At 42.7% G+C, this 12,768-nt stretch carries 13 protein-coding genes; 12 read left to right on the top strand and 1 reads right to left on the bottom strand.

Translation table 11 applies throughout. The annotated features are described in order from the left end of the window. Window positions 1-51 precede the first annotated feature (51 nt). Window positions 52-1,437 (top strand): MFS transporter, encoded by a 1,386-nt coding sequence (locus MUB35_RS07250; protein WP_033142341.1) that lies wholly within the window; start codon window positions 52-54, stop codon window positions 1,435-1,437. 299 nt (window positions 1,438-1,736) lie between these two features. On the opposite strand, the gene MUB35_RS07245 is transcribed toward MUB35_RS07250, so the two are convergent. Next, complete coding sequence (locus MUB35_RS07245; protein ID WP_052099584.1) at window positions 1,737-2,216, bottom strand: transposase family protein; 480 nt, start codon at window positions 2,214-2,216, stop codon at window positions 1,737-1,739. Between the two features lie 356 nt (window positions 2,217-2,572). On the opposite strand from MUB35_RS07245, the gene MUB35_RS07240 reads away from it, so the two are divergent. The 11 genes from MUB35_RS07240 (at window position 2,573) to MUB35_RS07190 (ending at window position 12,735) form a co-directional block, all read left to right on the top strand. Continuing rightward, window positions 2,573-3,346, top strand: a complete 774-nt coding sequence (locus MUB35_RS07240) for a hydroxypyruvate isomerase family protein (protein WP_033142342.1) — start codon at window positions 2,573-2,575, stop codon at window positions 3,344-3,346. A gap of 15 nt (window positions 3,347-3,361) precedes the next feature. Further along, entirely contained in the window at window positions 3,362-4,447 is a 1,086-nt protein-coding gene (locus tag MUB35_RS07235) for a Gfo/Idh/MocA family protein (protein WP_033142343.1), read from the top strand. 9 nt (window positions 4,448-4,456) lie between these two features. Further along, window positions 4,457-5,518, top strand: coding sequence for a Gfo/Idh/MocA family protein (locus MUB35_RS07230; protein WP_033142344.1), 1,062 nt, complete (start codon window positions 4,457-4,459; stop codon window positions 5,516-5,518). Between the two features lie 17 nt (window positions 5,519-5,535). Beyond that, a complete protein-coding gene (locus MUB35_RS07225; RefSeq protein ID WP_033142345.1) occupies window positions 5,536-5,952 on the top strand; it encodes a C-glycoside deglycosidase beta subunit domain-containing protein in 417 nt (138 codons plus the stop codon). A gap of 12 nt (window positions 5,953-5,964) precedes the next feature. Continuing rightward, a complete protein-coding gene (locus MUB35_RS07220) occupies window positions 5,965-6,930 on the top strand; it encodes a sugar phosphate isomerase/epimerase family protein (RefSeq protein ID WP_033142346.1) in 966 nt (321 codons plus the stop codon). Between the two features lie 13 nt (window positions 6,931-6,943). Further along, entirely contained in the window at window positions 6,944-8,053 is a 1,110-nt protein-coding gene (locus MUB35_RS07215; RefSeq protein ID WP_033142347.1) for a Gfo/Idh/MocA family protein, read from the top strand. A gap of 15 nt (window positions 8,054-8,068) precedes the next feature. Continuing rightward, entirely contained in the window at window positions 8,069-8,989 is a 921-nt protein-coding gene (locus tag MUB35_RS07210; RefSeq protein ID WP_033142348.1) for a sugar phosphate isomerase/epimerase family protein, read from the top strand. 22 nt (window positions 8,990-9,011) lie between these two features. Then, complete coding sequence (locus MUB35_RS07205) at window positions 9,012-9,803, top strand: DAPG hydrolase family protein (RefSeq protein WP_033142349.1); 792 nt, start codon at window positions 9,012-9,014, stop codon at window positions 9,801-9,803. Between the two features lie 55 nt (window positions 9,804-9,858). Then, window positions 9,859-10,359, top strand: coding sequence for a DUF1097 domain-containing protein (locus MUB35_RS07200; RefSeq protein ID WP_033142395.1), 501 nt, complete (start codon window positions 9,859-9,861; stop codon window positions 10,357-10,359). 90 nt (window positions 10,360-10,449) lie between these two features. Then, entirely contained in the window at window positions 10,450-11,226 is a 777-nt protein-coding gene (locus tag MUB35_RS07195) for a MurR/RpiR family transcriptional regulator (RefSeq protein ID WP_033142350.1), read from the top strand. Between the two features lie 150 nt (window positions 11,227-11,376). Then, the gene (locus MUB35_RS07190; protein ID WP_033142351.1) at window positions 11,377-12,735 is read left to right on the top strand and encodes an MFS transporter; all 1,359 of its coding nucleotides are present in this window, start codon (window positions 11,377-11,379) and stop codon (window positions 12,733-12,735) included. The last annotated feature ends 33 nt before the right edge of the window (window positions 12,736-12,768 follow it).

Here is a 12,768-nt window from a genome sequence, read left to right as displayed (position 1 = left end):
ATTAGGGTATATTAGTGTATAAGATGAGATTCGGAGAGGGGAGGAGAAGGTATGGATAATACTGCAGCAAGCGTAAAGGCTTTTAACCGGAAGCAGAGGTGCGGCCTGGGAGCGGTGGAATTTGGAAGAAGGTTACTGCCGTTTCTCACGGCATCGGGTATGATGTCCTATATGCTGGAGGGGATGGAGGTTTCCGGTTCCGGGGTATGGATGATCATGATGGCTGCTCTGATCGTTTCGTCACTGACGGTATTTATTTTAAGTTTCGTGATGGACAGAACCCGTAAAAGATCAGGCCGCAGCAAACTCTGGATATACAGCGGGATTCTTCTGCTGGCGGTAAGCGTACTGATGAGTATGCATGTTCCGGGAAACGCCATGGGAGCGAGATTAGTATATGCGGGGATTGTGTTATTTGTCTGGAGTTCCAGTGTAAAGCTGCTTCTTTACCCGGCGGATGCACTGATAGCAGGGATGACCGCGGATACGGCAGAGCGGTGGAATCTGGCATCTGTCAAGGGCATTGCAGGCAGCTTGGCGGCGATTTGTGCTGTGTTTCCTGCGGGCCGGCTCGCCGCGCCGGGAATCATGGGGGCAGATGGAGGAAAACGGTATGTGACAGTATTTACAGTTCTCATAATTATCGCCATATTAACAGGAAGTTTTCTTCTGAAAGAGATAAATATTCCCCGGATTCCGGAGAGCCAGAGCATGAGCCTGAAAAACTGTGCAGGGGATTTTAAAGCCTTTTTAACAAACCGGTATTTTCTGATCCTGGTGGTTTATGGGGGCCTTCTGATGTTCGGAACCTCTGTGTTCGCCACTCTTACAGGGGAATATTCTTTCTGGATTTTAAGAGAAACCGGAAACGCTGCAGTTATGAATGGGATTCGTTATGGAATCCCCCTGGCTGCGTTTTTTGCCGTACTGCTTCTGAACAGGAAACTTACCAAAAAACAGTGTGCCCTTTTGGGAACAGGAATCTATGCAGCGGCCTGCTTGCTGATGCTTGTGAGTATGAAAATACAGCCCGTCTATTATCCGGCGTTTGTATTGGGAGAAATCGGAAACGGATTTATGTGGGCAATGCTGTGGGCCATGGAACCGGATGTGTTCGATCATGTGGACTACATGACCGGAAGAGCGCGCGCCGTATTTCCGGTAGCATTTATCGCCGCTGTTGTATCGATAGGGGGCGGTTTGGCCGGTGCTCTGAGACAGAGTTTGGCAGGGTTTATCATGAATCAGCAGAATTTTTCCGGATTAGTGGAGGCATCTATACGGCCCGATGGCCGGAAACAGTTGGCGGTGCTGGGATTTATGGTGATACCTTTGGTGGTTTGCGGAGTGGTGGCGTTGGTGCTGAGGAGGTATGGGCTGGATGAGGAGTATGGTGATGTCCGGATGGAGCTGGACAGGAGGGGGAAGAGAGCTTAAAAATTTCCGTGTCTATGAAAAATGCCTTTTCCTGATAAGAATCAGATATGTATAGGAACTTTGTCGATAATGGTTTTTTGTTGTGTCGAAATTTTTTTCTACTACAATATATTTATGGTTAATATCCCTTACAGCCAGTAAGGAATTATCCATCTTGTTGCTTAAGCTGTTATAATGATGGAGCAATCGGTATGTCGTCTTCCTTTCTTGGACTTCACGTCCGTTAATTAGACTGATAACCAGCTCCTCATTCGCAGGGATCGTTTTATGCAGGTTGAACTGCCTACGGTACGTTCGTGTCACACCACAGTAGATTGAATAGGCAATGAGTAAAACTGGTACTTATCTACCCTATTGCATCTAGCGTAATGAGCTGACCCTCCCGGCTCCATACGGAACCAATATGCGGAGGTTTCCCTTCTTTTTTTGTTGGAACACATCTTTCTTCCGTGAATACAGATGACCTTTTTCAAGGCACCTCCTTCATTTCTGTTTAAGAGCTTCTGCCATTTCCCATACAATTGTTGGAGAACCTTCACAGACAGCATTTCCATTACACGATTCAGAGTATCGTGTGATGGAATTCCATTTTTGAGTTCGATATATTTACGGAGATAATCCGGATATTCTTTTGTAAGCAGTTCCAATTCTGCCCAGTAGTCCGCATTAGCAAGTATTACAAACAGAGCAGTCACCAGAATATCTTTCGGTTTATGGCGTACCTTACTTGTGCTGGTGTACATCTTCAATATCTTCCATCCGGTTAACAGTTTTTCCATAACAAAACCCCCATTTTTCTTTTGTCATACCGGAAAAAGGACTTTGTTTATAATTTACTTACTCATGTGTTTGTTGCGAAACATGGCTTACTGTTCATTGGAAGCAGGGAATCTATTTCTGGGTTGTAACAATCATGATATTTGTTTTTGGTATTGAAATATTAAAACGTCTGAAACCACATTTTGCAGACGTATTGTAGGGAGATATGGTAGGGTAAAATAAAGATAGGATTCAAAGCCTGCAATAAGTTTCTCATACAGAAACTTATTTTTGATATAAGAATAACTATTTCATCTGGAGGCGCGAAAAACAGGGAATACATGATAATATTTTGGTAAAAGAAAGGAGTGTGCAGATGAAATATTCAGTATGTATTGATGCAGTATTTATGAACAAAGGCAGTTTTAAGGAATCTATGAAAAAGGTGAAAGAAGCTGGCTATGAGGCGATTGAATTTTGGACATGGTGGGATAAGGATGTAGATGAAATTGCGAAAGTCCGGAAAGAACTGGGACTGGAGATTGCAACTTTCTGTACAAAATTTGTCAACCCGGGTGACAAAGAGAAACAAAATGATTATCTGAACGGATTAAAAGAAAGTATTGAAACAGCAAAAAAACTTAACTGCAGGACCCTGATCGCTCAGGCAGGATGGGAATTTGAAAGCTTTCAAAAAGAAATCACCAGAAAAGAACACAGGAAAACTTTTTTAGACACCATGCGTAAGGCGGCAGAAATTGTGGAAAAAGAAAACATGAATTTGGTAATAGAGCCACTCAATCTGTTGGTAAATCATCCGGGTTACCATCTGTCTACCTCAGAGGATTCCTTTGATGTCATTGATAAGATTGGAAGTGACAATGTGAAGATCCTGTTTGATATTTATCATCAACAGATTACAGAGGGAAACCTGATCCAGAACATTACCGAAAATATTAATAAAATCGGACATTTTCACGCAGCAGGAAATCCGGGCCGAAATGAAATCACAAAAGGTGAGATTGCCTACCGGCATGTATTTGAGGCGATTGATAAGCTTGGATATGACAGATATATTGGACTGGAATATATGACAGAAAATGATCCGGTACCCGGGTTAATAGAGGCAAGAGAAACTATATTAATTTAGAAGAAGGAGAAAACAATGAAAGATAATAAAGAAATTTATAAGGTTGCAGTGATTGGATGCGGATGGATCGCGGAGGACAAACATATACCAGGATTAAAAGCAAACAAAGACGTGGAAATTGTTGCTCTGTGCGATATTTCGGTGGAGAAAGCAAATAGGCTTGCTAAAATGTACGAACTGACGGATGTGGCAATCTATTCAGACTACAGAAAAATGCTGGCGGAAGTGGAAACAGACATTGTTCATATAGCAACCCCCAATCCGCTGCATTGTGAAATGACAGTGGCAGCCCTTGAAAACGGTAATCATGTTTTATGTGAAAAACCCATGGCAACCACAAAAAAGGAATGTGAAGAAATGATCGCAGCTGCAGAAAAAGCTGATAAGAAACTGACTATCGGTTATCAGTGGAGATACCGCCCGGAAGCCCTGTATATCAAAGAGATGTGTGATAAAGGCGAGCTTGGAGAAATCTATTTTGCCAAAGCCCATGCGACCCGTTACAGAGCAGTTCCAAAATGGGGAGAGTATTTATCCGGCAAAAACGGGGGAGGAGTCCTGATTGATGGAGCGCCTCATTCTCTTGATCTGACACTCTGGGCAATGGATAATTATGAGCCGTTAAGTGTGAAAGCACATACCTATAGAAAGATGATAGATAAGCCGGAAGGAAATATCTGGGGCGGCTGGACAGAACAGGAATTTAAGGTTGAGGATTCCGGTTTTGCTCTGGTCACAATGAAGAATGGAGCCACCATTCTTGTAGAGGCGGCTTGGATGATCAATATGCTGAGCGGAGATATGAAGACAACACTTTGCGGAACAGAGGCGGGTGTAGATATGTTTAATGAAGGCGGAGTCAGGATCAATGGAGTTTCTCATGGAAAGCCATACGTGATGGAACCGGATATGAGTATTCCCGGTGCCCCATTTGCAATACAGCCAGTGGCTCCAATGTTCCGTGAATCACAGGAATTCATTAAAGCGATCCGTGAGGATACGGAGCCATTCATCAAGCCAAGGGAAGCCATGGTGGTGACACAGATCGTAGAGGGAATTTACGAATCTGCAAGAACAGGAAAAGAAGTATTTTTTGAATAGGAGACAGATATGGAGATTAAACTTGGTATTATCGGATTTGGGTTTATGGGGCATGAACATGCCAATATGATGCAGACTTTGGATGAGATTAGTTTAAAAGCAGTCTGTGATACAGATACGTCTCAGCTTGAAGATGCGCCGGAAGGTGTTGAACGCTATACGAATGTGGAGACCATGCTGGAAAAAGCAGATATCAATACCGTTATTATTTCAGTCCCGAATCCACTGCACATTGAGATGGTGACAAAATGCGCCGCAGCCGGGAAAAATATTATCTGCGAAAAGCCGGCTGCAATGACAGTGAAAGAGTTTGACGAAATGGTAGAAATAGCAGAAAAAGCGGGCGTACATTTTACTGTCCATCAGCAAAGACGTTGGGATGTGGATTACAGGACAATGAAAGAAGTTTACGATCAGAAACTTCTTGGGGATATCTATATTATAAAATCCCAGTTATATGGATTTAATGGAAATATGCATGACTGGCACATTTACCCTGAGATGGGAGGCGGAATGCTGTATGACTGGGGTGTTCATTTGATTGACCAGATCGCGCAGATGGTAGACAGCAAAATTTTAACAGTATATGCTGATTTGAAAAATGTCATCAATAAAAATGTAGATGATTATTTTAAAATTATTTTTGAGTTTGCAAACCATATAACTGCCGAAATCGAACTCGGTACTTATTATCTGACTCCTAAGAGAGCATGGTTTATAGGAGGAAGCACTGGAAGTGCAGTGATTGATGGAACATTTCGGGCACAGGGAAATACAGAAGGTAAAATTGTAAGAACAAAGCATCTTTTGGAGAGCGTTCCCGGAAAACTGACCATGACTTCCGCTGGCCCCACCAGAAGCTTTGGCGAGCCGGAACCGGGATTACTGTATGAGGAGGAATTACCGGAAGTACATACAGAGCATAGGGATTTCTTTGTGAATTACATTAATGCGAGAAAAGGGCTGGAAGAGGATGCAATCGGGCTTTCGGAAGTAAGACGGGTATTGTGCCTGATGGATGCAGTGCGGAAATCTTCTGCAACAGGAAAGGCAGTGGAATTTGAAAAATAGAAAGGGGAGCAGATGTTATGGATTTTCAGGCATATAATAAAATATTAATCTGCAAAGGGAATATCAGGAATACGTTCGTGGATGGCTTAAAGACAGGATATGAGTTTGATATTAAATATCCGTCCTATCGCGGAGCTTTTTTAAGCTGTATCGAAGCACTTACCTTTAAAATAGATGGGATTGAGATTCCCAAAGAGGACATTCAACTGCAAGTCAATAATAAATTATTTCTCATGGATGAACTTTCAGAGTGTTTTAAAGAATACTGGTTTGTGCGGGACAAGGGTACGGTAAAGGTATTCAGAGATGGAGGCCTTGAAGCGGGAGTTCATGAACTGAATGTATATATGAAACACAGAGTTCCGTATACCGGTTATTTCGGCCAATATCTGGTGTTGGAAAGTGATGTTACGGAGAAAAAGATTGCGGAATAGGAGGGAACATATATGAAGCAGGATATTAAATTGGGAATCTCTTTATATAGTTTTTCAACAGAATATATCCATGAAAAACTGGATTTGGAAGGGGTTCTGAAAAAGGCTAAGGATATGGGATATGAGGGGATTGAAATTGTAGCAGCACAGATGGTCCCGGAATATCCGTATCCATCGGATAATTGGCTGGCAGAGTTCAAAAGTCTGCTTGAAAAATATGAGCTTGAACCTGTTTGCTGGAGTGCGTATATTGATATGGGAATAAGGACAGACAGAGATCTGACAGAAGAGGAAATCATCCAGTTTACTAAAAATGATTTAATATATGCGAAAAAAGCCGGATTTCCAATGGTCAGAACGCAGCACGCGATTTCACCGGATATTTTCCGAAAAATGATTCCGTTCTGCAAGAAACTGGGCATGAAACTAACCATTGAGATGCATCACCCACATCATCCGGAAGTACCTGTATGGAAAGAGTATTTTTCTATTATGAAGAATGAGGGAAGGGGCGTGCTTGGATTTGTACCTGATTTTAGCATTTTCCAGAAATACCCTCATCAGCTGTATATTGATCAGGCGATTTCTTTTGGATGCAGAAAAGATAAGATACAGGAAATCACGGAACTACATAAAAAAGGTGGAGATCTTGACCGGATCTTAAACGGGGATTTTAATGAAATTGAAAAACATACAGCCGAAGAAATGTTTGCAAAATTCAGTGCACCGGCACGAATAGAGCAGCTCAAGGATATCATTGATTGTGCGTTCTATATCCATGGAAAATTTTATTATCTGGATAACGATGAACACGATGAATGTATTCCGTTTGAAGAGATTGTTACAACAATTCGGGATCTGGGATATAAAGGTTATATTGCAAGCGAGTATGAGGGGCATCATTTTGATGAAACTATTGATTCAGAAGAGCAGTTGAAACACTTTGTAGCATTGAATACTAAGATTTTAAATTCGTAAAGGGGAGATAAGTATGAAGAACGGAAAATTACAGATTGGATTGATCGGCTGCGGCGGAATTGCCAATAACAAGCATATGCCGGCATTGAAGAGCCAGAGCGATAAGTGTGAAATGACAGCTTTTTGCGATATTATTAAAGAACGTGCAGAGAAAGCTGCCAAAGAATACGGAACAGAAAATGCAAAGGTATACACAGATTACAATGAAATGCTGAAGGACAAGGAAATCGATGTGGTACATGTGCTGACTCCAAATGTGGTCCATTGTCCGGCCACGGTTGCGGCTTTTGAAGCGGGGAAGCATGTATTGTGTGAAAAACCCATGGCCCACAACACAGAGGATGCAAAGAAGATGCTGGATGCATGGAAAAAATCCGGTAAAAAGTTTACGATAGGTTATCAGAACCGCTTCAGACCAGAGGTCCAAAATTTGAAAAAATCCTGCGAAAGCGGAGAGCTTGGTGAAATTTATTATGGAAAAGCACATGCCGTAAGAAGAAGAGCAGTGCCCACCTGGGGTGTTTTTCCGAATAAAGCGCTGCAGGGCGGAGGGCCGCTGATCGATATCGGAACCCATGCATTAGACATCACTCTGTGGATGATGGACAACTATGAGCCGGAGAGTGTAACAGGAAAAGTTTTCTATAAACTGGGACATTTACAGCAAGCTACTGAAGGAAATGAATTTGGGGCATGGGACCCTGACACGTATGAGGTTGAAGATTCTGCCATGGGCTTTATCAAAATGAAGGATGGCTCTGTGATCAATCTGGAAGCAGCCTGGGCGATCAATATGCTGGATTCCAGAGAGGCGTCTACAACACTTTGCGGAACTAAGGCAGGGGCGGAAATCCGTTCAGGTATGGGATATCCGGTAGATGAACTGATCTATAACCGAGGGAAGAATGGTCAGCTTATGGAAGAAAAAATATCCGCAAAAGGAAATGTGGCTTATTTTGAAGGCGGAGCAGGGGATCCGGGAGTAATAGAAGCAGAACATTGGCTGAATGCGGTTCTGAATGACACAGAGCCTTTGGTAAAGCCTGAACAGGCCTTTGTTGTCACACAGATTTTGGAAGCGATTTATCAGTCCGATGAACTTGGTAAGGAAATCCGATTATAAACAGGGGGTGTCATCATGAAATTAGGTTTTGTATCTGCCATTTTAGAGCAGAGCAGTTATGAAGAAATGATGGATACAGCATCAGAATTAGGATTCGGGTGTGTGGAGGTTGCCTGCTGGCCAAAGGGAAAAGCAGAGAGAAGATATGCAGGCGTGTCACATATTGACGCAGAGCGTGTTATAGAGGATGATACTTACGCACAGCATATTCTGGAATATGCTGGGAAGAGGAAGGTAGAAATTTCTTCTTTGGCTTATTATCCCAATACTATGGATGCTGATCCTGAAAAGAGATGCCTGGCAGTCTCTCATTTAAAGGCATTGATACAGGCAAGTGCAAAACTTGGTGTGGGAATGGTTACGACATTTATAGGAAGAGACCAGACGAAAAACGTGGAGCAGAATCTGGAATTAGTGAAGGAAATCTGGCCGGAAATCATAGAAACGGCTGAAAAGTATTCTGTAAGGATTGCTATTGAAAACTGTCCCATGCTATTTGGACCGGATCAGTGGCCGGGTGGGCAGAATCTGATGACCACTCCTGCAGTCTGGAAAAAGGTATTTGAAATCCTGCCAAGTGAATATCTTGGACTTAATTATGATCCATCTCATTTTGTATGGCAGATGATAGATTATATAAAACCAATTTATGAGTTTAAAGACAAAATTTTTCATGTGCATTATAAGGATATCAAAATATATCAGGACAGATTGGACAGTGCCGGGATTATGGCGTATCCGCTTGAATTTATGTCACCGAAGCTACCGGGGCTGGGGGATGTAGACTGGGGAAGATATGTCAGTGCATTGACAGATATAGGATACGATGGGTATACTTGTATCGAAGTAGAGGATAAGGCGTTTGAGGGTACAGAAGAAGCTATTCTGAACAGCCTGAAGCTCAGTAAACGGTATATGGAACAGTATGTAATATAATAGAAAAAATGGGGGAATCACCATGAAAAGCAGAGCCATTCAAAAGCCGGAATTGACGGAGGAAGAGAAGCGTCAGCCTTATGCTAAATATTTGAACAGGCAGCCTGCCACACCAGCAAAAGAGGCACTGGAATATCTGCGAAGCAGACAGGAAATACCAGTAGAAGATGCTCTTCTTGCAGAAAATGGCAATATGAATGATATTTTGAAGGACGGGTATATGAAGTGTGAGTATGGAGTATGTACGCTTCCAAATGGCGGTGGATACGTTGCCATGCTGAACAAAATGCCCGGAGTGACTTTTCAAATGTATCAGTTCTGGAATAACTGGTGGTCAAAAGAGGACCAGACTTTGCGGTACCGTATCTGGAATCCGCGGGACCATTATAAAGCCGGATTTCGATGGTCCAGTGAAGATGTGGGAAAAGGTGTGGAGGATTTGATATTTTTAGATCATCTTGTCCCGGAAAATCTGGGGATTGATGGGAAATTAGCGAAGGAATCCTCCCTGTTGCTGGCAGATGGAGGAAATGTGATATCAAAAGCTATCGACGCAGAACCGTTGTCAGCCCCTCAGCCCGGTGTGGTCTGTCATTTTGTCAGAGAAATGGCAGACGGCAGTGGGATTGAGCTGAGAAGCCGGTTCTGGAAGGGGTATCAGTTTGGACCTGACGGATTATTTTGTGCTATGGGACCGGATACACCCAGAGAAACACTGGATACACTCTTGGGCCTGGCAGAACACAATGCTTGTGAGATGGCAAATCTGGCATCGATTTTACCGTCGCTGTACGCAGAACAAAACATTCAGTAGAAATATGAAAAGAGCCGGCCATGGAAACATGGCCGTTTCTTTATGTGAGGAGATCATGGAAAAAAAAGAAAAATATATTTTAGCGTTAGGAGTTGCATTGCTGCCGCCTGTATGGGCTGTACTCGGAGGAATAATCGGTATTGAGTGCAGCTGGATCGCATTGGTGTGCGCAGGAATTTATGTGGCAGCGGGCAATCAGGCATGCAGAGCAAATGGGATCATGCTCGGATTTACAGGCGGCGTTATCTGGGGAAATCTGGCTGATTGGCAGATAAAATTGTTGGGTAAGTATTTTAATGAAAATGCGGCGCTTTTTCTGGTCCTGTTTATTATGGGCGGGAGCGCTGTCCTGTTTGCAAATGTGATATTCCGGGAGAAGCCATACCTTCCGGCCTGGCTTTGCGGCTTTGCACTGACACTGGGTAGTCTGGGAAGGATGTCAGAGGGATGGCTGATAGAAAGCATTAAAATCCTGATATCAATGGCGGCTGGTGTGTATTATGTGGGAATAGGTGTCTCGGTATTTGAAAGACGGCTGCGTAGGATAAAAAGGTAGAGATTTCTGCTGGAAGTTATGAGACATTTATAGTAGTATGGACGGTATAAGAAGAATTGTTATATATGGAAGGAAAGGTAGGGGTCTGATATGCACGCACTGGAAGGCTTGCAGGTATATTATAATAATAGCAAAGATGGGGATATTTACCATACCGTTGTGGGAATCATTCTGCAAAATATTCATAAGGTAAAGAACTGCACAATCTATGATCTGGCAGAACTCTGCTATGTTTCGCCAACCACCATTAGCCGACTTAGTAAAAAGCTGGGTTACCGTGGGTTTCAGGATTTTAAGAATAACCTGATCAATACGATAAAGAACTATGAGATGCTAAACAGATATGTTTCTTTTAATGCAAAAGCAAAGTATGAAGATGACCTGGTGGCTTATCTGGCATTGATGGAGAGACAGGTCAGTAATCTGAGGGAGGATATCAGTGTTGAGAAAATGGATCAGATCATAGATTCAATCCAAAACAGTAAAAAGGTTAATTTTTATACCAATGGGACCGTGTTTTCTGAATACCGTTTTCAGGGCGATTTGATCATGACTGGCCATATGAGTGAGATAAAAAATTCTGCATCGGAACAACTGGAGGATATCAAAAATCTGACAGAAAAGGATATGGTGATTATGCTTGCCCCCATTGTATCTGATGCGGTTGATGTAAACGAGATCATCAGGAAAATCAAAGAACGGGGCGCGGCCCTGTTTGTGCTCACGGATGCCTATTATCCCCAATTTAAAAAGTACGCAGATCATATTTATTGTTTTGAGGGTGATATGGGGATCATTGATGACTATCGTTTTGCCATGTACATTAATCTTTTGTCTATCCGATTCAGAGAAAAAGTAATGGTGTAAATTCTTTTGTTTCTGGCAGAGAAACTTTTGCTCATTCCGGCAACATGTTGATATTGCAGATAAAACGAAATGAAGAGAAATATGTTATGATAATTGCAATAAAAACAATTTAAAATCAAAAAATTAAGAAAGTGATGAAGGGATGAGGCAATGAAAGAAAAAAGGGTTACAAAATGGAGTATGTTCTGCTATGGACTGGGTGATTTGGCAAGCCAGTTCGGCTGGACTTTTGTGGGTTCGTATCTTACCATATTTTATACGGATATTGTAGGACTCGCGCCGGTTGCTGTTTCTGCTATCATGCTGTGCGCACGGATCTGGGATGGAATCAATGACCCCATGATGGGGGCGATTGCAGAACGCACAAAGAGCAGATTTGGACGTTTTCGTCCGTACATAGCATTTGGCAGTCCATTTTTGGCACTGGCGATCATATTGACATTTACTGCTCCATTTGGAAATGGGACGAAGGGAATTGCATGGGCTGCCGTGACGTATATTATTGCCGGTATGCTGTACACACTGGTAAATATTCCTTACGGCGCTTTGGCTGGCGTTATGACCACAGATGCGGATGAGAGGAACAAAATCAATGCCTGCCGTTCAGTTGGTATGGGTGTTGGTATGATACTGATCAATGTGTGTTCCAGCTTTATCATGCTTGCATTTTCCAATGGTGCAAAAGTAGCGACAGGCCGTGGTTATTTCATGACGGCAATGATTTATTGTATTATTTCGGTACCTCTATTCTGGTGTGTTTTCCTTGGATGTAAAGAAAGGATCATGCCGGGTAATAATGACAAAAAAATACCGTTGAAGGTGACCATTAAGAATATCGTCAGCAATAAATATTTGATTCTGGTATTTGCCATTGTTTTGCTTCAGATGACTGCTTTTATGGGAAGGATTGCTATTACAACTTACTATGTGATCTATTGTCTCGGGGCATTTACATTGATCGCAGTAATTATGACGATTCCTGCAATAGGCGGTACGCTGGCATCCTTTTTTGTGGCGCCGCTTATGCGCAAATTTGGTAAGAAAAGAACCCTGATGACGGGTCTTGCCATGCAGGGAGTTGGCTTGCTGATCGTTTACCTGGCTCCCTTTGATAATCTTGTATTAGTGATCATTGGACACATTATTTTCGGAGCGTTTAATCTGGCCTTTCCAATCACACTGTCCATGACATCAGATGCTATCGATTATCAGGAATTGAAAAGCGGAGTGCGGACGGATGGGACATCCTATGCCATGTTTACATTGGCGACCAAGGCAGGTAATGCCGTAGGCGGAGCTGTAGGAGCCCTCCTTCTGGGATTCTTCGGTTATCAGGCAAATATCCAGCAATCAGCAGAAACTTTAAGGGGAATTAACTTTACAGTCAATCTCCTTCCGGCTATTTTGTTCTTCCTCGGCGCGCTGGTGTGCTTTTTCTGGGACCTCAGCGATTCAGACAGTGAAGAGATCAGAAGACAATTGGAAGAAAAGAGAAGTAACAATAACTAAAGACAAAGTGTGTAAAGCCAGCGTATTTGCGCT

The sequence above is a fragment of the Blautia sp. NSJ-175 genome, assembly GCF_022867815.1.
Classification (GTDB): Bacteria; Bacillota; Clostridia; order Lachnospirales; family Lachnospiraceae; genus Blautia; species Blautia celeris.
This window is presented reverse-complemented; position numbering and strand designations above follow the sequence as displayed.